The organism is Sphingomonas sediminicola (genome assembly GCF_049991885.1).
GTDB classification, from domain to species: Bacteria; Pseudomonadota; Alphaproteobacteria; order Sphingomonadales; family Sphingomonadaceae; genus Sphingomicrobium; species Sphingomicrobium sediminicola.
In genome coordinates this window covers 598,624-616,221 of the sequence record NZ_CP178916.1, presented here as the reverse complement: position 1 = coordinate 616,221, position 17,598 = coordinate 598,624, and the positions used below count along the sequence as shown (strand labels likewise).

The 17,598-nt window shown below is 63.9% G+C and carries 20 protein-coding genes; 13 read left to right on the top strand and 7 right to left on the bottom strand.

Features of this window, described 5'->3' with window-relative positions:
- Positions 1–27: 27 nt before the first annotated feature.
- From ACMC5O_RS03290 to ACMC5O_RS03280, 3 genes are all read left to right on the top strand, one after another.
- Positions 28–1,440 carry a leucyl aminopeptidase family protein gene (locus ACMC5O_RS03290; protein WP_426693252.1) on the top strand — a complete coding sequence of 471 codons (1,413 nt, stop codon included), beginning with the start codon at positions 28–30 and terminating at the stop codon, positions 1,438–1,440.
- Positions 1,441–1,575: 135 nt separating this feature from the next.
- Positions 1,576–1,923 (top strand): MarR family winged helix-turn-helix transcriptional regulator, encoded by a 348-nt coding sequence (locus tag ACMC5O_RS03285; protein WP_187709919.1) that lies wholly within the window; start codon positions 1,576–1,578, stop codon positions 1,921–1,923.
- Positions 1,832–2,227 (top strand): hypothetical protein, encoded by a 396-nt coding sequence (locus ACMC5O_RS03280; protein WP_187707729.1) that lies wholly within the window; start codon positions 1,832–1,834, stop codon positions 2,225–2,227. Before ACMC5O_RS03285 ends, ACMC5O_RS03280 begins: the two co-directional genes overlap by 92 nt.
- On the opposite strand, the gene mltG is transcribed toward ACMC5O_RS03280, so the two are convergent.
- From mltG to ACMC5O_RS03265, 3 genes are all read right to left on the bottom strand, one after another.
- Positions 2,228–3,196: an endolytic transglycosylase MltG gene (mltG, locus tag ACMC5O_RS03275; RefSeq protein ID WP_187707730.1), complete on the bottom strand. Its 969-nt coding sequence runs from the start codon at positions 3,194–3,196 to the stop codon at positions 2,228–2,230. It lies immediately after the preceding gene.
- Positions 3,196–4,455: a beta-ketoacyl-ACP synthase II gene (fabF, locus tag ACMC5O_RS03270; protein ID WP_187707731.1), complete on the bottom strand. Its 1,260-nt coding sequence runs from the start codon at positions 4,453–4,455 to the stop codon at positions 3,196–3,198. Before fabF ends, mltG begins: the two co-directional genes overlap by 1 nt.
- Before the next feature lie 107 nt (positions 4,456–4,562).
- Positions 4,563–4,799 (bottom strand): acyl carrier protein, encoded by a 237-nt coding sequence (locus ACMC5O_RS03265; RefSeq protein ID WP_187707732.1) that lies wholly within the window; start codon positions 4,797–4,799, stop codon positions 4,563–4,565.
- A 187-nt stretch (positions 4,800–4,986) separates the two neighbouring features.
- Between ACMC5O_RS03265 and ACMC5O_RS03260 the strand changes: the two genes are divergently transcribed.
- The 3 genes from ACMC5O_RS03260 to ACMC5O_RS03250 all read left to right on the top strand — a co-directional run bounded on the left by ACMC5O_RS03260 (position 4,987) and on the right by ACMC5O_RS03250 (position 9,388).
- Complete coding sequence (locus ACMC5O_RS03260) at positions 4,987–5,385, top strand: vgr related protein (RefSeq protein WP_187709920.1); 399 nt, start codon at positions 4,987–4,989, stop codon at positions 5,383–5,385.
- A 126-nt stretch (positions 5,386–5,511) separates the two neighbouring features.
- Positions 5,512–8,106 carry a TonB-dependent receptor gene (locus ACMC5O_RS03255; protein ID WP_426693251.1) on the top strand — a complete coding sequence of 865 codons (2,595 nt, stop codon included), beginning with the start codon at positions 5,512–5,514 and terminating at the stop codon, positions 8,104–8,106.
- A gap of 115 nt (positions 8,107–8,221) precedes the next feature.
- Positions 8,222–9,388: an FAD-dependent oxidoreductase gene (locus tag ACMC5O_RS03250; protein WP_426693250.1), complete on the top strand. Its 1,167-nt coding sequence runs from the start codon at positions 8,222–8,224 to the stop codon at positions 9,386–9,388.
- On the opposite strand, the gene grpE is transcribed toward ACMC5O_RS03250, so the two are convergent.
- Together grpE and hrcA are read right to left on the bottom strand one after the other, a co-directional pair.
- Positions 9,385–9,939 carry a nucleotide exchange factor GrpE gene (gene grpE, locus ACMC5O_RS03245; RefSeq protein ID WP_187707735.1) on the bottom strand — a complete coding sequence of 185 codons (555 nt, stop codon included), beginning with the start codon at positions 9,937–9,939 and terminating at the stop codon, positions 9,385–9,387. The genes ACMC5O_RS03250 and grpE overlap by 4 nt on opposite strands.
- Entirely contained in the window at positions 9,936–10,970 is a 1,035-nt protein-coding gene (gene hrcA / locus ACMC5O_RS03240; protein WP_187707736.1) for a heat-inducible transcriptional repressor HrcA, read from the bottom strand. Before hrcA ends, grpE begins: the two co-directional genes overlap by 4 nt.
- 73 nt (positions 10,971–11,043) lie before the next feature.
- On the opposite strand from hrcA, the gene rph reads away from it, so the two are divergent.
- The 3 genes from rph to hemW are packed head-to-tail and all read left to right on the top strand — an operon-like array spanning position 11,044 to position 13,498.
- Positions 11,044–11,760: a ribonuclease PH gene (gene rph / locus ACMC5O_RS03235; protein ID WP_187707737.1), complete on the top strand. Its 717-nt coding sequence runs from the start codon at positions 11,044–11,046 to the stop codon at positions 11,758–11,760.
- Positions 11,757–12,365, top strand: coding sequence for an RdgB/HAM1 family non-canonical purine NTP pyrophosphatase (gene rdgB, locus ACMC5O_RS03230; RefSeq protein WP_246443996.1), 609 nt, complete (start codon positions 11,757–11,759; stop codon positions 12,363–12,365). The genes rph and rdgB overlap by 4 nt, the downstream gene beginning before the upstream one ends.
- Positions 12,362–13,498, top strand: a complete 1,137-nt coding sequence (hemW, locus tag ACMC5O_RS03225; RefSeq protein ID WP_187707738.1) for a radical SAM family heme chaperone HemW — start codon at positions 12,362–12,364, stop codon at positions 13,496–13,498. Before rdgB ends, hemW begins: the two co-directional genes overlap by 4 nt.
- Before the next feature lie 3 nt (positions 13,499–13,501).
- On the opposite strand, the gene ACMC5O_RS03220 is transcribed toward hemW, so the two are convergent.
- Positions 13,502–13,819 carry a hypothetical protein gene (locus ACMC5O_RS03220; RefSeq protein ID WP_187707739.1) on the bottom strand — a complete coding sequence of 106 codons (318 nt, stop codon included), beginning with the start codon at positions 13,817–13,819 and terminating at the stop codon, positions 13,502–13,504.
- 125 nt (positions 13,820–13,944) lie between these two features.
- Here ACMC5O_RS03220 and rsmI point away from each other — a divergent pair, with 125 nt between their 5' ends.
- From rsmI to ACMC5O_RS03200, 4 genes are all read left to right on the top strand, one after another.
- Positions 13,945–14,781, top strand: a complete 837-nt coding sequence (gene rsmI / locus ACMC5O_RS03215; RefSeq protein WP_426693249.1) for a 16S rRNA (cytidine(1402)-2'-O)-methyltransferase — start codon at positions 13,945–13,947, stop codon at positions 14,779–14,781.
- A gap of 257 nt (positions 14,782–15,038) precedes the next feature.
- Positions 15,039–16,001, top strand: coding sequence for a glutathione synthase (gene gshB, locus ACMC5O_RS03210; protein ID WP_187707740.1), 963 nt, complete (start codon positions 15,039–15,041; stop codon positions 15,999–16,001).
- Between the two features lie 4 nt (positions 16,002–16,005).
- A complete protein-coding gene (locus ACMC5O_RS03205; RefSeq protein ID WP_187707741.1) occupies positions 16,006–16,614 on the top strand; it encodes a DedA family protein in 609 nt (202 codons plus the stop codon).
- A gap of 43 nt (positions 16,615–16,657) precedes the next feature.
- Positions 16,658–17,161, top strand: a complete 504-nt coding sequence (locus ACMC5O_RS03200; protein WP_187707742.1) for a hypothetical protein — start codon at positions 16,658–16,660, stop codon at positions 17,159–17,161.
- A 9-nt stretch (positions 17,162–17,170) separates the two neighbouring features.
- On the opposite strand, the gene apaG is transcribed toward ACMC5O_RS03200, so the two are convergent.
- Entirely contained in the window at positions 17,171–17,557 is a 387-nt protein-coding gene (apaG, locus tag ACMC5O_RS03195; protein ID WP_187709922.1) for a Co2+/Mg2+ efflux protein ApaG, read from the bottom strand.
- Positions 17,558–17,598: the final 41 nt, after the last annotated feature.

Sequence of the window (17,598 nt, the reverse complement as noted above, 5' to 3'; positions counted from 1 at the left end):
CGTGCATCCCGCTAAGGCGTCGGACCCATGACCGACTTCAATTCCCTGCTCGTGGCGGACCGCGGCCAGAAGGCGCATCCGATTCATCTCGTCGACAAGAACAGCTTCGAGGATTGGGCGAAGACCCGCCCGGCCGAGGATCTCGCGCTCCTCAAGGCCCACCGGTTCGACGGGAAGACGGGTTTCGCTTTCGTCATCCTCCCGCGAAAGGCGGACGAGCTGGAAGTCGTGAGCGCGGTCGCGGACACCGAGTCGCTGTCACCCTGGTGTCTGGCGAAACTCGGCGAAAGCCTGCCCGAGGGGACCTACAAGCTTGCATCGGGAGAGCCCGGCCAGGCAGCGCTCGGCTGGTTGCTCGCGCAGCACCGCCTCGAAGCCTACCGCTCTAAAAACGACGAGCCGGAACGCGGCCCACGCATCCTGGTGACGGGCGAACCGGCAAGGGTCGACCCGACCGTCCGGCAGGCGGAAGCGGTATCGCTGGTTCGCGATCTGGTGGACACGCCGGCTGGCGACCTCGGCCCGGCCGAACTTGAAAAGGCCGTGAGACAGGTCGCCGAACTGATCGGCGCCGAGATTCGAGTCACCTCCGGCAAGGACCTCGACGAAGGCTATCCCCTTATCGCTGCGGTCGGGCGCGCGGCGACGGCGGAGCGTGCGCCGCGCCTGATCGAGCTGGAATGGGGACGCCCGGATCACCCGCGCGTGGCCGTGATCGGCAAGGGCGTCTGTTTCGACAGCGGCGGCCTCGATCTCAAGCCGGCCAGCGGAATGCGGCTTATGAAGAAGGACATGGGCGGAGCAGCCCACGCCCTCGCGCTCGCAAGGCTCGTTGCGGGAGAGCGGCTTCCTGTCCGGCTCCATCTCCTGATTCCGGCTGTCGAGAATGCCGTGTCCGGCAATGCCCTGCGGCCGGGAGACATCGTGAAGTCCCGCCAAGGGCTTCACGTCGAGATCGATAATACGGATGCAGAGGGCCGGCTGGTCCTCGCCGATGCGTTGACCAAGGCAGGCGAGAGCGAGCCCGAGCTGATCGTGGACTTTGCAACGCTTACGGGCGCGGCGCGGGTTGCGCTGGGCCCGGACCTCCCTGCCCTTTTCTCCAACAATGACGAGCTGGCGGACCAGCTGGCTCGCTCGGGCAAAGAAATTGCGGATCCTACATGGCGGATGCCCATCTGGGACGCTTACGAGGAGATGCTGAAGAGCGATGTCGCGGACCTGGCCAATGCGGCCGGATCGCCGATGGCCGGGGCGGTCGTCGCCACAATGTTCCTCAAGCGCTTCGTGCCCAAAGAGACCCCTTGGGCCCATCTCGATACCTATGCGTGGCGGGACAAGGCCAAGCCGGGGCGCCCCAAGGGAGGCGAAGCCCTTGGGCTAAGGGCATTTTTCGCCGTCCTAGAAGAACGTTACCGACCGCTACCGACCCAACGGTAACAGCCCTTTTTGCGGTCTTCCGGTCCTAAAACCGGACCGCACCTGCAACATTTCGGCAACTCACCTGTTTACTTGCCCATCACGGGATGGACGGGAGAGAGAGCCGAAATGGGCGACGAATCGCTAGCTGGTTGGATGCGGGCGCTTATCGCCTATGTCCGATCTGGCGAGCCGGACCTCACCAACCGGCAAATGGCCCTCCTGATGATGGTCTATCTGACGCCCGGGCCCCATACGGTCCGCGGCCTCGCCAAGGTGCTTGGCGTGTCCAAGCCCGTCGTCACCCGCGCCTTGAACACCTTGGGTACCCTCGGTTATCTGCGCCGCGAACGTGATCAGGACGATCGAAGAAACGTGTTCGTCGTCCGCACCAGCAACGGGGCGAACTTTCTTGAAGGGTTCAAACGAAACCTCCGCGAGAGCGACCGGCTCGCCTCGCACCGGCCGGTCATCGGACAGCAGCCGGCCTACGCGCACCGTTAGCGGGTTCGCCCTCAGCGGCCGTTCGAGCCCGCCCGATCCAGCCTCCCACGCCTATCGCCCAGACCTCGCCGACGTCGCGCTCGCCGGTCAGGTCATCGCGTCGCACTATGCGGAGCCGATCGACAAGATCGTTATCGCCAATTCACCGCTACGCATTGCAGCGTCCGATGAAGCGGAGGAGCTCGCGGAGTTGGAGGTCGACGACCCGTTCAGCATGCTCGACGACACGCTCGGCTGGGCATGGGGCTATGCGGGGCGGGATCGCAGGGTCGGCTACGTCCGCTCGGAAGCGCTGAGCGGCTAGCTACATCTCGCCGCGCTGGCGGCGGATCGCATACCAACGCTGAACATTGGCCTGATGCTGCTGTAGCGTGTCAGCGAACACATGTCCCCCGGTGCCGTCCGCGACGAAGTAGAGCGCCTTCGTCTGCTCCGGATTCAGGACCGCGGCGATGCTTTCCTTACCCGGATTGGCGATGGGTCCCATCGGTAGGCCGGGCTCGCGATACGTATTGTAGCCGGTAATGGCCATTAGCTCCGACTTTTTGATCCTTCGGCCGAGCGGCTTGCCCTTGGTAATCGGGTAGATGACGGTCGGGTCGGCATCGAGCTTCATGCCGATGCGCAGGCGATTGCAGTAAACGCCCGCCACCATCCGGCGCTCGGACGCCTTCCCGGTTTCCTTCTCGACGATCGAGGCCAAGATGACGACCTCCTGCCGTGACGCGACGGGGCAGTTCGCGGGCTTCCTGAGCAGCTGGTCGAGAGTCTTCGTCATTGCCACTTGCATCCGAGCGACGACCGCCGCTCGGCTTTCATCGCGCTCATAGCTGTAGCTGTCGGGCAGAACCGAACCTTCAGCGATCGTCGGTGTGGGGCCGGTCAGGAATGGGTTTGCCGCCAGTTTCTCCTGGACGATGATCGACGGCATTCCCTCCGTGACGGTGATCAGCCGCAGCAAGGGCTTGCCGTGTTGGAGCAAGTCGAGAATGCTCGCAGCGCTGGCGCCCTTCGGAATCTCGAATTCGCCGGCCTGAACCGGATCGGCGCCACCGAACAGCCGGGCACCGACTTTGAAGCGCCGTGCGGAAGATATAAGTTTCGCCTTTTCGAGCTGACCGGCGACCGCCGCGACGCTCGATCCTTCCTCCACGGTGAAGTCTGAAACCCGCGCGCTAGGTCCCGGGCCGTACCAGCCGTAAAGCAGTATCGCGACGGGGATGCCCACCGCGATAGCAATCCCCAGCGCCAGGCGGCGCCAGAGAGTGCGCATTAGACGGCCTTCATGATCAGCGAGGCGTTCGTGCCGCCGAAGCCGAAGCTGTTGTTGAGGACGGCGCGGACGGAGCGTTCCTTCGCCTTGTGTGGAACGAGGTCGACGCCGGCGGTGCCCTCACTAGGATTGTCGAGGTTGAGCGTCGGCGGGACGATCTGGTCGCGAAGCGCGAGGATGCAGAAGATGCTCTCCACCGCACCGGCGCCGCCGAGAAGGTGGCCGATGGCCGACTTGGTCGAGCTCATCGAGACGGTGCCGATGGCATTGCCGAACAGTCGGCGGACAGCCCCGAGCTCCAATTCGTCGCCGAGCGGCGTCGAAGTGCCGTGCGCGTTGATATAGTCGATATCGGACGGCTGCAGGCCCGACTTCTTCAGCGCCATTTCCATCGACCGATAGCCACCCGATCCTTCGGGGTGCGGCGCGGTCACGTGATAGGCGTCGCCCGAAAGTCCGTAGCCGACAACCTCGGCGTAGATCTTCGCGCCGCGGCGCTTCGCATGCTCATATTCCTCGAGCACGACGACGCCGGAGCCCTCGCCCATGACAAAACCGTCGCGATCCTTGTCGTAGGGACGGCTCGCCTTCTCGGGCTGGTCGTTGAACGCCGTCGACAGTGCGCGAGCTTGCGCGAAACCGGCGATTCCGATTGGGCAGATGGTCGCCTCCGCGCCGCCGGCGAGCATGATGTCGGCATCGTCGTCGCGGATCATCCGCGCGGCGTCGCCGATCGAGTGCGCACCGGTCGAGCAAGCCGTTACGACCGCATGATTCGGGCCCATCAGGCCATACTTGATCGAGACCTGTCCGGAGATGAGGTTGATCAGGCGGCCATGAACGAAGTGCGGGCTGACGCGGCCCGGCCCCTTCTCGTGAAGGACGAGGCTTTCGCTCTCGATCCCCGGAAGACCGCCGATGCCCGAGCCGATGGAGACCCCGGCGCGAAGGCGGGTCGTTTCGTCCATGTCGGTGAGGCCCGCGTCCTCGATCGCCTGACCGGCCGCATCGATCCCGTAGATGATGAACGGGTCGACCTGACGCTGGACCTTGTGATCGACGCGCTTCGACGGGTCGAAGCCATATTCGTGATCGGTCGGCTTTACCTCACAGGCGATCCGGCATTTCTGGTCGCTGGCGTCGAAATGGGTGATCGGCCCGGCGCCGCTTTTGCTCGCAAGGATATTCTTCCAGGTCGTTTCAACGTCGCCGCCAAGCGGCGTTACGAGGCCGAGACCAGTCACCACGACACGGCGCATGTCTTCACTCCACTATAGACATCAAAAACAAACGGCCTCCCGACAGGCTGCGGGAAGCCGTTCGTACCGCCAGCATCAAATGCAGCGGCGGCAGTTATCGGACCCGATCAGCCCTTGTTCTGCTCGATATAGTCGATCGCGTCCTTAACAGTGCTGATCTTCTCGGCTGCATCGTCGGGAATCTCGACACCGAATTCCTCTTCGAACGCCATCACCAGCTCGACGATGTCGAGGCTGTCGGCGCCGAGATCGTCGATGAAGCTCGCGTCCTCGGTAACCTTGTCAGCTTCGACACCGAGATGTTCGACGACGATCTTCTTCACCCGATCGGCAGTCTCGCTCATGGAAGATTCCTCCGTTTTCTGATTTTGGCCTGCCCTAGCCCCGCAGTTGTTTCCCGGCAAGTAGCGCAAATCAGGGTTCCGCTACTGCCCGTGGACGCTACGGAGGGCTGGATTGAGGGATGAACGCTTGAACGGAGGGAATGCCTCACGACCGCTGACACCCGGCGAAATCGTGCTCGCCCGATCGATGTTCGGCGACGCGATCGACTACGGCCGCGTAAGGATGGTGCGGCGCAAGTGGTGGCCGTTCCAGCCCCAGAGCGTGGCGATGGCTCCGATGGGCAACATCCATTTTCATCCCCATTCCGACCTTTGGTCCGAGGATTTCTCGCGCGAGCCGCTCCATCGGCAAGGCCTATTCATCCATGAATTGACCCACGTGTGGCAGACTCAGAAGCGCGGGCGTTTCTACCTTCCGCTCATGCGCCATCCGTTCTGCAGATACGGCTACGACCTCGAGCCCGGACGGCGGTTCGAGGACTATGGCCTTGAGCAGCAAGCCGAAATCGTCCGCCACCGCTTTCTTGCCGACCATGGGCGCGCGCTGACCATCTGCCCGCCGCGCGAAATCCTGCCGTTTTACTAGGAAAATTGCCGTGTCACCCGGCAGCAACACAGAGGGGACAAAGCTGACACATTTGTTAGCCTCGGTTCCCATACACGGCCGTTCCGCCTAATCATTACGGGTCCGCGCAAACAAAGGGGGCTTTCTATGCGCCGCTCGGCAATTCTTCTCGTCGGCACCGCTGCCGTCGCACTCGCAACACCGTCATTCGCCCAAACCGCTCCGGAGGCGACCGCGCAAGCGGCAAACCAGCCCGAAGACATGCAGGGCGACGAAATCATCGTCACGGCGACCAAGCGCGCCACGACGGTCCAGGACGTTCCCTTCTCGATCAACGCACAGACCGAGCAGGACATCCAGCGCGCGAACGCCCAGACTATCGAGGACTTGAGCCGCAACATCGCGGGCCTCACCGTCCAAAACCTCGGGCCGGGCCAGAGCCAGGTTTCCGTGCGCGGCGTCTCGGCCGGCCAAATCGTCCGCGACCAGCCGGGCGTGAAGGAGCAGGTCGGCGTCTATCTCGACGAGAGCGTGATCTCGCTCTCGCTGTTCACACCCGACCTCGATCTTTTCGATCTGAACCGCGTCGAAACCCTTCGCGGCCCTCAGGGCACTCTGTTCGGTTCGGGATCGGTCGGCGGCACCATCCGCTACATCACCAACCAGCCGAAGCTCGGCACGACCGAGGGCTTGGTCGAGGCCAATATCAACACCGTCGACGAAAGCGACATCGGCTATCACATGAAGGGCGCGATCAACGTGCCTTTGGGTGACACCGCCGCGTTACGCGCAGTCGCCTACGGCACCAAATATGCCGGCTTCATCGACGCGGCCGGCCCCGCCGGCGGAAAGAATATCAACGACGGCAGCCGCGTCGGCGGCCGCGTTGCGGTGTTGTGGGAACCCACGGCGAATATCCGCATCACGCCGCGCGTCGTCTACCAGCAGATTCGGGCAGACGGCTTCAACCGCGAAGAGCATTACAACCTCTTCGACAACCAGTTCACGACGACTGGCGGCGACCTGATCGGAAAACGCAAGCAGTACCTGCGGCTTCGCGAGAAGTTCAAGGACGACACGCTCCTCGCCGACCTGACGGCAGCCGTCGACCTTGGCGGCGTCGAGCTCACCTCGGTCACCAGCTACATCAATCGCGACATCCTGGTCAGCCGCGACGCATCGGCGCTCACGGCCTCCGTCTATGTCTCGTTCGCGGGCGCCGCTCCCCTTGCGATCGGCGGCGCGGATCTGGCCTCCAATCTCCGCGACACCACCAAGTTGAAGACGTGGACGCAGGAACTCCGCCTCGCCTCAACCGGCAGCGGGCCGTTCCAGTGGGTCTTCGGCGGATTCTATTCGAAGGTCGACCGCAAGTATGCCCAGCGGCTCCCAACTCCGGGCTCAGATGAGTTCGGTCAGGACTTCCTCGACGTGATCGCGCCGGGAGTAGATATCGCGGACACGCGCAACGGCTTCCCGGCAGATTCGCCGTACAACGCCGACCTTCCATACGACATCAAGCAAGGCGCCCTGTTCGGCGAAGCGAGCTACGACTTCGGCCAGTTCAAGCTGACCGCAGGCGGACGCTACTACGACTTCAAAGAAACCCGCGACTTCATCTCGGGCGGCATCTTCGCCAACGGCGACACCCGCATCGGCGACAAGACCAAGTCGAACGGCTTCAACCCGCGCGTGATTGCGACGTGGGAGCCGACCAACAATCTCAGCGTCAACGTCCAGGCGGCGAAGGGCTTCCGGCTTGGCGGCATCAACGATCCGCTCAACCTCCCGCTCTGCAGCGCGCAGGACGTTTCCATCTACGGCCCATTCCAGTCGAACTCGTACGACGATGAATCGCTGTGGAACTACGAGGCCGGCGTGAAGTATCAGCGTCGCGGCATCACGTTCAATGCGGCGGCCTTCACCAGCCAGATCAGGGATTTGCAGGTCACGGTGGACGCCGGAAGCTGCTCGTCGCGCATCGTGCTCAACGTTCCGAAGGCCCATACGGTGGGCTTCGAGGCTGAGTTTGCGGCGCATCCGGCACCGGGTCTCGAGCTCTCGCTTGCGGGCAGCATCGTCAGCGCCGAGTTCGACTCAACCGTGCCTGAACCGTTGGCAACCCGGACCGGCATTCGGAAGGGCAACCGCCTGCCGACCGTTCCGAAATACCAGCTGGCTGCGAGCGCAACCTATGGCACGCGCTTCAGCGACAATGCCGATTGGTATGCGACTGCAAGCTATCAGTACGTCGGCAGCCGATACACGCAGCCGAGCGACCAGGAGCCTGGTGCCGGCTTCGTCGGCAATGCCTTGTTCTACGATCCGATCACCGGCGACTTCGGCTCGGGCGTCAACGACTTCGGCTCGCTGAGGCTCAAGGCATACAATCTGGTCAACCTGTCGACCGGAATCGAATGGGACAGTGGCCTAGAGCTCGTCGCCTACGTCCAAAACCTGTTCGACACGAACCCGAAGCTGTCATTCGACCGCGAGCGCGGCATGCGCGCCCGTATCGGCTACAACATCGGAACCCCTCGTACGATCGGCCTGACCGCCCGGTACAAGTTCAGGGAAGCACCGCCGGTAGCGGCTCCGCCGCCGCCTCCTCCGCCCCCGCCGCCTCCGCCGCCTCCGGCGACGCAGACCTGCGCGGACGGATCGGTGATCCTGGCGACCGAGGCCTGCCCGGTTCCGCCGCCTCCTCCTCCGCCGCCGCCACCGGCTCCGGAACGCGGTTGATCGGACTGGGATGAGCAACGGCGAAGCTTCAGCCAAGCCGAAGTTCAAGGTATCGCGCCGCTCGCTCCTACAGGGGGCGGGCGGCGCTGCCGTTTTGGCGGCTGGGAGTTCGGCGATGGCACAAGGGAAGAAGGGTGAGCATGTCGCCATTGTAGGGGCTGGCGTGTTCGGTTCCTGGACCGCTCATCACCTCCAGAATGCCGGGCACCGAGTTACCCTGATCGACGCTTGGGGCGCATCGCACAGCCGGGCTTCGTCCGGAGGCGAATCCCGCCTGACCCGCGCCGCGTACGGCAAGGACGCGATCTACACGCGGTTCGCGTCCGAGAGCCTCCCGCAATGGCAGGCGCTGAGCGCAGTCTCGGGACTGCCAATCCTCATCCCGTGCGGAGTTTTGTTCTTCAGCGCTGTGGAAGACGATTATTTCCGCGGCAGCATGGAAGTGCACAAGCAGCTCAGCCTGCCGATCGAGCAGATGGACCGTGCGACGATGCAGCGCCGCTTCCCGATGATCGACTTCACCGGGATCGAGTTCGGTCTGTTCGAGGCGAAGTTCGGTGCACTGATGGCGCGGCGTTCGGTGCAAACGCTCGTCGACCGCTTCGTCCGGGCCGGCGGCGAATGTCGGCTGGGGTCTGCACTACCTATTCACGCGGGCGGCTCGAGGCTCAATGGCGTTAAGCTCCAGTCGGGCGAGACCCTGATGGCGGACCGTTATGTCTTCGCGCTCGGTCCGTGGCTGCCGAAAATCTTCCCAGATGTGCTCGGCAAGAAGATTTTCGCCACCCGTCAGGAAGTCTTTTATTTCGCAAAGCCGGCCGGCGACAAAAGCTATTCTCCCGAAGCGATGCCCGGATGGGCGGACTTCAACGACGGGGACATCTTCTACGGGTTCCCAGACCTCGAGAACCGCGGGGCGAAGTTCGCCCATGACAAGCATGGCGTCCTAGTCGATCCGGATACGCATGATCGCCGCCCTACGCAGGCGGCTCTCGACGAGATCATCGCCTTCCGCGACCGCCGCTTCCCGGGATTGCGCAATGCTCCGCTCATCGGAGCGGAAGTCTGTCAGTACGAGAACAGCTCGAACGGCGATTTCCTGATCGACACGCACCCAAGCCTGTCGAACGTGCTGCTCGTCGGCGGCGGGTCAGGACACGGCTTCAAGCACGGCCCGGAGGTCGGACGCTATGCCGCTTCGCGCCTCTTCGGAGCGTTGAAGGAAGAACCGCGCTTCAGCCTCTCCACCAAGGGCGAGACCCAGCACCGCGAGGTCCATTAGTCGGGCTTGCGAGCCACCCCGACGAGCGCGGGCCGCAGCAGGCGATCCTTGAGCATGTAGCCGGGCTGCATTTCCTGGACGATCGTGCCCGGTTCGGCGTCCCCGTCCGGGATCTCCATCATCGCCTGGTGCCTGTGCGGGTCCAGCTGCTCGCCGAGGGCGGCGATGCGGGTGATGCCGTGACGGGTGAAGACCGCCTCCAGCTCGCGCGCAGTCGATTCCATCCCCGCGAGGAAGCTGCTTGCCACCTTGTCGTCCCGAAGCTCTTTAGACACCGCGTCGAGAGCCCGTTCGAGGTGATCCTTGATGGCGAGCATGTCGCGAGCGAACTGCGTGGTCGCATAGTTCGCAGCCTGCTGCTTTTCCGTTTCCAGCCGGCGGCGCACGTTCTGGATTTCCGCGGCAGCGTAAAGCGCCTTGCTGTTCGCTTCCTCCAGGGCAGCTTCGAGCTCCGCAACGCGGTCGTGCTCGGCGACCTCGGGCGCGCCTTCAGCGGTTTCGCGGCGGATTTCCTCCGCTTCTTCTCCAAGTTTGTCGTCGTTCTCGTTCATGCCATCAGTCTCGTAAGGGCCTTCGCCGTGAAGTCTACCATTGGGATGACGCGCGCGTAGTTCAAGCGCGTGGGGCCGATGACGCCGACAACGCCGACAACGTCGCCCTGGCTCCCGCGATAAGGCGCGGCGATCACCGACGAGCCCGAAAGGGCGAACATCCGGTTCTCGCTGCCGATGAAGATACGGCAGCCCGGAGCATCGCGTGCGCCTTCGAGCAGGCGGGCGATTTCCTGCCTGTTCTCAAGCTCTTCAAGCAGGCTTCGAACGCGTTCGAGGTCGGCCGCGGCATTGTCGTCGATCAGGTTCGCCTGCCCGCGGACGATCAACACTGGGCGCCGCGCGTGATCTTCGCTCCAGGCGGCGAGGCCCGATGCGATCAACTCGGCGGCGGCGCGATCCAGCGCTTCGCGGCGGTCGCGAATTTCCGCCAGGAGCCGCGCCTGCGCCTCCTGAAGCGTCAGCCCGGACAGGCGCGCATTGATGAAGTTGGTGACCTCGTTCAGCGCTTCCGAACTCGTCACGCCGTCGAGATTGACGATCCGATTCTCGATATTCCCGTCGGCGCCGACGAGTACGGCCAGCGCGCGATCCGGCCCGAGCGGCACCAGTCCAAGCTGCTTCAGCCGCATCTCGCTTTTCGGAGCCAGGACCACGCCCGCCGCCTGCGACAGTCCTGAGAGTGCCGCAGAGGCGGCTGCAAGCGCATCCTCGACCGGTTGGTCGCGGGCGATCTGCCGCTCGATCTCGCGCCGCTCGCGCGGATCGGGTGCAGCGACCTGCATGATGCCGTCGACGAACAGCCTCAGCCCCGTCTCGGTCGGAATCCGTCCGGCGGACGTGTGCGGATGGGTGAGCAGGCCCCGCTCCTCCAGATCCTGCATCACGCCCCGGATCGAAGCCGGCGACAAGTTCACGGTCCCGGTGAGCGTCTTTGACCCAACCGGAATCCCGCGCTCGAGATAGGCTTCGACCACACGGCCGAAGATCTCGCGCATCCGATCGCTAAGCTCGCCGATATGCTGGGCCATTCCAGTCCCGCATCTAGGATTGGCGTGCCGCCCGGTCTAGGGGAGCCCACGAATCCACCATCAGGAGCACCCAATGCGCCCGAGCGGCCGCGCCCCCGACCAAATGCGAACTCTGACCTTCGAGCCCGGCTTCACCCGCCACGCGGAAGGCTCATGCCTCGTCTCATTCGGCGATACGCGCGTGCTCGTAACTGCGTCGATCGACGACAAGGTCCCGCCCTTTCTCCGCGGTAAAGGACAGGGTTGGGTCACCGCCGAATACGGCATGCTTCCTCGCGCCACCCACACGCGCGGCAATCGTGAAGCGGCCAAGGGCAAGCAGTCGGGCCGGACCCAGGAAATCCAGCGACTGATCGGTCGCAGCCTTCGCGCCGTGGTCGACCTTCCGAAACTCGGCGAGCGGCAGATAATCGTCGATTGCGACGTGATCCAGGCCGACGGTGGAACCCGCACCGCATCGATCTCGGGCGCATGGGTCGCGCTTCGAATCGCGGTGGACAAGCTGATTGCGTCTAAGTCCGTCGCCGAAGATCCCATCCGGACGCAGGTCGCGGCGGTCAGTTGCGGTATCCATCAGGGAACCGCAGTGCTCGATCTCGATTACGACGAGGACAGCACGGCGGGGTCGGACGGCAACTTCGTCCTGACCGCCGACGGCGCGATCGTGGAGGCGCAGTTGACGGCTGAAGGCGAAACCTTCGACGAAGAGGGCCTGTTGAGACTGCTTCGCCTCGCGCGCATCGGCTGCACCGAAATCTTCGCCGCACAGCTCAAGGCCGCCGGCCGGTGAGGCCGATCGGCGACAAGCTTGTCATTGCGACGCACAATCCGGGCAAGCTTCGAGAGATCGCGGATCTCGTCGAACCGCTCGGTATAACCTGCGTAAGCGCGAAGGATTTGGATCTTCCGGAGCCCGAGGAGATCGGGAACACGTTCGTCGACAATGCCGATTTGAAGGCCCGCGAGGCGGCCGACCTCTCGGGCCTTCCCGCCCTCGCCGATGACAGCGGACTTTGCGTCGATGCTCTCCAGGGCTCGCCGGGCATCTTCTCCGCGCGCTGGGCGGAAGACGAGCAGGGCAATCGCGACTGGATGCGCGCAATGGAGCGCGTCTGGCGCGAGGTCGAGGCAGCCGGCCCTGACGCCGGCCACGACGCCCACTTCGCCTGTGCGCTGGCGATCGCATGGCCGAACGACGGTCAGGTCGAGAATTTCGAAGGACGCGTCGATGGCACTTTGACCTGGCCGCCGCGCGGCGCCAACGGATTCGGATACGACCCGATTTTCGTCGCGAATGGTCGCGAGGTGACGTTCGGCGAGATGGATCCGGCTGAAAAGCACGGCATCAGCCACCGCGCCGACGCCTTCCGGAAGCTGGTGAAAGCGCTGAAGTGACCGTCGAGCCTCTGGCGCTTTACGTCCACTGGCCGTTCTGTGTCAGTAAATGCCCCTATTGCGACTTCAACAGCCACGTCCGGTCGACCATCGACCAGAATGAATGGCGCGACGCGCTGCTCGCCGACCTCGCCTACGAAGCGAGCTTGCTCCCCTACCGGCGCCTGACCTCGATCTTCTTCGGCGGTGGCACACCATCTCTGATGGACCCAGCAACCGTATCCGCCATCATCGGCCGTGCGCGCGAGCACTGGCAGGCCTCGGAAGACATCGAGATCACGCTCGAGGCGAATCCGAACTCAGTGGAAGCTGATCGCTTTGCGGACCTTGCTGCAGCAGGCGTCAATCGCCTGTCACTTGGGCTCCAGAGCTTTGACGACACCGCCCTCGCGTTCCTCGGACGAGCTCACTCAGCCGACGAAGGACATCGCGCTCTCGATATCGCCCAGAAGCACTTCCCGCGCGTCAGCTTCGATCTGATTTATGCCTTGCCGGGGGACACGGAGACGAGTTGGGCCAAGACGCTCGACTGCGCGCTCGAAAAGGGCACGTCGCATCTGTCGCTCTACCAACTGACCATCGAGCCGGGGACGCGATTTGCTTCGATGGTCGCAAAGCACGAGTTTGAACCGCTCGACTGCGACGAAGCGGCTGGCCTGTACGAAGTGACCTGGGAGCGTACGTCCGCCGCCGGCATCCCGGCATACGAAGTCAGCAACCACGCGCGTGCCGGCCAGGAGAGCCGCCACAACCTCACCTACTGGCGCTACGGCGATTATGCCGGCGTGGGACCCGGAGCGCACGGACGGAGGCTCGGCAAGCGCACGGTTCGGCATCGCAAACCCGAGAACTTCCTGTCCGGGATGAAGCGGAACGGTCACGGCATGGTCGAGGAAGAAATGCTCGATCCGCGTGAGGCAGCCGACGAAGCCTTGGTCATGGGCTTGAGACTGTCGGAAGGCATCGATCCCGCAGCATTGTCCGATCGGTTCGGGAGGCCGGTCGTCGATGACCCCGCCGTGGAGCGCCTCTTCGCTTCGGGCCATCTGGAGCGCGAAGGCGGTCGTCTTCGCGCAACGGCGTCGGGCCGTCTGCTGCTCGACCGCGTGCTTGCGGAGATTGCCGCGGACTAGACCTTACTGCGGATCGTTCGCGTAGTGATCAGCTGCCATCGACAGGAAATCCTCGATTTGGAATTCCGCGTCGGATTCCGACTGCTTCTTTGACACCTTGTTCTTGGAATCGAACGCCCAGACCGCTGACTTGAAGCTCGTCTCCTGCGCCGAGCATTTCTGCCGAACGAAGGCGGTGAAGCCGTCGTTCGTCACCTTCGCGCTTTTTGCTTCGACGGTGGCTTGCTTGATGCAGGTCCTGAGCGCGGTTCGGGCGCCATCCGCGGCCGCCGTCTGAAACGCCGCCGCAAAAATTGCCGATGCGATCGCCAACTCGAACATGACCCTCTCCCCAAGGCCTTAGGTACTGAAGATGAACCTATTCTCTCTGGTTTAAAAGAGCCTAGCGATACGGGGTTAAACGTAGCTTGCATGGGCGCCACCGCGGGTGCGATGCACGGTCGGGAATGGACGAAGATCGGCTACCGCCCGGGCTCTACATCGTTGCGACGCCGATCGGGAACCTCGGCGATCTGACGCCGCGCGCGGCAGACGTGCTCCGGCGCGCGGATCTCGTGCTGGCGGAAGACAAAAGAGTGACTGCCAAGCTGCTGGCCCATTCGGGCGCGAAGACACGGCTCGCGAATTACAACGATCATACGAACGAAGCCGAGCGAGCAAGGATCGTTTCACAGCTGGGCGAGCAGGCCATCGCGCTCGTCAGCGACGCCGGGACCCCCCTGATTTCCGATCCGGGCTACAAGCTGGTGCGCGATGCCCGGGCAGCCGGTCACCCCGTTCATACCTTGCCGGGTCCGTCGGCCGTGATCGCGGCGCTGACTCTCGCAGGCCTTCCGACCGACCGGTTCCTGTTCGCGGGGTTTCTGCCGTCGAAGGCCAAGGCCCGGGCTGACGCAATTGCGGAGATTGCAGGCGTTCGCGCGACATTGGTGTTCTATGAGAGCGGTCCGCGCCTCGCGGACGCCCTGGCCGCGCTTGCTGACGGGCTCGGGCAGCGGGAGGCGGCAGTCTCTCGCGAGATCAGCAAGTTTCACGAGGAAACGGTAACGGGGTCGCTGGGCGAGCTTGCGGATCGCTATGCAGACCATCCGCCCAAGGGCGAGATCGTGATCATCGTCGGCCCTCCGGCCGAACGTGTAGCAGCAACCGACGACGAGTTGGATGCCGCACTCGACGAGGCGCTGAAGCGTATGTCCCCTTCGCGCGCGGCAGCCGAGGTGGCCGCTGCTCTCAACGTCCCAAGGAAGCGCACCTACGCCCGCGCCCTCGAACTCTCGAAGTGAACCGCGAAGCAGCCGAAAAGCGCGGCCGCGGGGCGGAGACCCGCCTACGTGTGGCTCTGCCTCCACGGCTGGCGCATCGTCGCCTGGCGCGCTAGCTTTCCCGGCGGCGAGGGCGGAGCGTCTCACGGCGCGCTACCAAAAGCCCGATGACGATGTGCGCATCGACGCAATCTTCATCGTTCCGGGCCGCCTCCCCCGCCACGTCCCGAACATCTGGCAAGGGTGACAAAGCCTTGGGCGTCAATTAGGCGGCGGCAATGTCGCTGCGCATAGCCGTTCAGATGGACCCGCTGGAGAGCATCAATATCTCCGGCGATTCAACGTTCGCCATCATGCTCGGCGCGCAGCAGCGCGGGTACAAGCTGTTCCACTATCTCGCGGAAGACCTCACCTGGCAGGATGGCCGGCTTTACGCGGGTGCTCACGAGGTGACGGTCCAGCCGGTGGCGGGCGACCACTTCCGCAAGGGCAACTTCGCCATCCTCGACCTGGGCAAGGACGTCGACGTCGTCCTGATGCGGCAGGACCCGCCGTTCGACCTCGGCTACATCACCGCGACGCACCTGCTCGAGCGGATCCAGGACGAGACTTTGGTCGTCAACGACCCAGCGGCAGTCCGGAACTCGCCGGAAAAGGTCTGGGTCCTCGATTTCGCGCGCTTTATGCCGCCGACCATGGTCACGCGGTCGATCGGTGCCGCTAGACACTTCCTCGCCGAGCATGGCGACATTGTCGTGAAGCCACTTCACGGCTTTGCGGGAGGCTCGGTCTTCCGGGTCAGCTCGGACGGCCGGAACCTGGCGTCTTTGATAGAGCTGTTCAACCGGACGTATCGCGAGCCGCACGTAATCCAGAAATTCCTTCCGGAGATCGTGGAGGGCGACAAGCGTATCGTCCTCGTCAATGGTGAAGTCGCAGGCGCGGTCAATCGGGTACCCGGCGAAGGCGAGATCCGGTCAAACCTGGCCGTCGGCGGCAAGGGCCAGAAGACCGAGCTGACGCCGCGGGAACTGGAAATCTGTTCGGTCCTGGGCCCGGAGCTCAGGCGCCGAGGTCTGCTCTTCGTCGGGATCGACGTGATCGGCGGCAGATGGCTGACCGAGATCAATGTCACGTCTCCGACCGGCATCGTCGCCATCGACAAGTTCAACGGCACAGACACGCCGGGCCTCATCTGGGATGCGATCGAAGCAAGCCTGGAACTGAGGCGGAGCGCCTGATCGCATGAGTGACTGGGTCATCCGCCTGATCGAGCAATCAGGCTACCTCGGCGTCGGCTTCCTGATGTTCCTGGAAACGGTTTTCCCGCCGATTCCGTCGGAAGTGATCATGCCCGTCGCGGGCATGGCCGCTGCAGAGGGTAAGATGAGCTTCCCGCTCGTGGTTGCCAGCGGGACCGCGGGCGCGATGCTGGGCAACATCGTCTGGTATCTTGCGGCCCGGGCGCTGGGCGTGAACCGGCTGGAGCCGCTCATCCGGCGCTACGGCCGCTGGATCACGATGACCTGGAAGGAAGTCGAGCGAGCGCAGGTCTGGTTTCGCCGGAACGGCGTGTTCTTCGTCTTCTTGGGACGGCTGCTTCCCACCGTACGGTCCCTCGTGTCGGTTCCAGCCGGCCTGCTGAAGATGCGGTTCAAGACCTTCTTCTTCGCGTCGACGCTGGGTACGGCGGGATGGACCGCTTTGCTCGCGACCGCAGGCTTCAAGCTGCGCGAGAATTTCAGCGAGATCGACCAGTATGTCGGCGCGGCATCCAACGCGATCCTGGTGGTGCTCGTCGCCGGATACTTCTGGCGCCTCTGGACGCATTTTCGTGTGGAAGAGGGCGAATAGACCCGCCGTTGCAAATGAGGGCGTCGCCCGCCAGCGTTAAGCCATGAGCGGCAAGACGGTTCTTATCCTCGGTTCCTACGCGCCGTCGCTCGTGCACTTCCGCGGCGCGCTCATCGCCGCGACGGTCGAGCGGGGGACATACGGTCTTCGCCGCCGCGCCGGCGATTTCCACCGAGGTTGCAGAACAGCTCAAGGCGATGGAGCCGAGCCGCGCGAGTTCCCGCTCGTCAGTGCGAGCCTCAATTCGCCCGCGATGCTGCGATCTTTGCGGGAGATCCGCCGGCACCAACACCGTCTTCTTCGACCCGGGCGGAGTCGCGCGAACCCAGACTCCAGCGGAAAATCGGTCCCGGGGACGTGGGCGGCGGCAAACGGTCAGCTTTGCCTGACCACGGGCGCGGCGCAGGAATGCTGGCCCTATTCCCGGCCGTTCCAACCCGGTCAGCAGATCAGCCTGACCAGCAGCTGCAACTCCGCCTCCAGGTGGACAGCGCTCGGAACGAACCAAGCTGCGCCAGTTCAGCAGGGCGCCGGAGAACGCGGCTAAGCCACCGCCTCAGTTCGTAGGCGCGAGAAGCGCGAACTTCGGAATCTCGACGTCGAAAGTTCCACCGTCCTCATCGACCATCCGATAGCTTCCGCTCATCGACCCGATGGGCGTGTCGAGCGGGCATCCGGAAACATAGTCGAAGCTGCCATCGGGAGCGATCAGCGGCATCTCGCCGACTACGCCTTCGCCTTGTACTTCGTGAACCGCTCCGCGTCCGTCGGTGATCGTCCAGCTTCGCGAAAGCAATTGGATTGAACGACCGCCGCCATTTTCGATCCGCACGTGATAGGACCAAAACCAGCGGTTGATCGAAGGGTCTGACTGCTCGGCGAGGTAGCTGACTGCGACCCGCACGGTGATTCCGTGCGTCGTCGCGACGTTCGGAAAAAGCATCGCGAGCGTATCGAGACCAGTCACGGTTGAAACGCTAAGAC

What these genes read in the sequence shown, in the direction of transcription:
- ACMC5O_RS03290 (WP_426693252.1), top strand. Translation starts at nt 28, where the DNA reads ATGACCGACTTCAATTCCCTGCTCGTGGCGGACCGCGGCCAGAAGGCG.
- ACMC5O_RS03285 (WP_187709919.1), top strand. Translation starts at nt 1,576, where the DNA reads ATGCGGGCGCTTATCGCCTATGTCCGATCTGGCGAGCCGGACCTCACC.
- mltG (WP_187707730.1), bottom strand. Translation starts at nt 3,196, where the DNA reads ATGCGCACTCTCTGGCGCCGCCTGGCGCTGGGGATTGCTATCGCGGTG.
- fabF (WP_187707731.1), bottom strand. Translation starts at nt 4,455, where the DNA reads ATGCGCCGTGTCGTGGTGACTGGTCTCGGCCTCGTAACGCCGCTTGGC.
- ACMC5O_RS03265 (WP_187707732.1), bottom strand. Translation starts at nt 4,799, where the DNA reads ATGAGCGAGACTGCCGATCGGGTGAAGAAGATCGTCGTCGAACATCTC.
- ACMC5O_RS03260 (WP_187709920.1), top strand. Translation starts at nt 4,987, where the DNA reads ATGTTCGGCGACGCGATCGACTACGGCCGCGTAAGGATGGTGCGGCGC.
- ACMC5O_RS03255 (WP_426693251.1), top strand. Translation starts at nt 5,512, where the DNA reads ATGCGCCGCTCGGCAATTCTTCTCGTCGGCACCGCTGCCGTCGCACTC.
- ACMC5O_RS03250 (WP_426693250.1), top strand. Translation starts at nt 8,222, where the DNA reads ATGGCACAAGGGAAGAAGGGTGAGCATGTCGCCATTGTAGGGGCTGGC.
- grpE (WP_187707735.1), bottom strand. Translation starts at nt 9,939, where the DNA reads ATGAACGAGAACGACGACAAACTTGGAGAAGAAGCGGAGGAAATCCGC.
- hrcA (WP_187707736.1), bottom strand. Translation starts at nt 10,970, where the DNA reads ATGGCCCAGCATATCGGCGAGCTTAGCGATCGGATGCGCGAGATCTTC.
- rph (WP_187707737.1), top strand. Translation starts at nt 11,044, where the DNA reads ATGCGCCCGAGCGGCCGCGCCCCCGACCAAATGCGAACTCTGACCTTC.
- ACMC5O_RS03220 (WP_187707739.1), bottom strand. Translation starts at nt 13,819, where the DNA reads ATGTTCGAGTTGGCGATCGCATCGGCAATTTTTGCGGCGGCGTTTCAG.
- rsmI (WP_426693249.1), top strand. Translation starts at nt 13,945, where the DNA reads ATGGACGAAGATCGGCTACCGCCCGGGCTCTACATCGTTGCGACGCCG.
- gshB (WP_187707740.1), top strand. Translation starts at nt 15,039, where the DNA reads ATGTCGCTGCGCATAGCCGTTCAGATGGACCCGCTGGAGAGCATCAAT.
- ACMC5O_RS03205 (WP_187707741.1), top strand. Translation starts at nt 16,006, where the DNA reads ATGAGTGACTGGGTCATCCGCCTGATCGAGCAATCAGGCTACCTCGGC.
- ACMC5O_RS03200 (WP_187707742.1), top strand. Translation starts at nt 16,658, where the DNA reads ATGAGCGGCAAGACGGTTCTTATCCTCGGTTCCTACGCGCCGTCGCTC.
- apaG (WP_187709922.1), bottom strand. Translation starts at nt 17,557, where the DNA reads ATGCTTTTTCCGAACGTCGCGACGACGCACGGAATCACCGTGCGGGTC.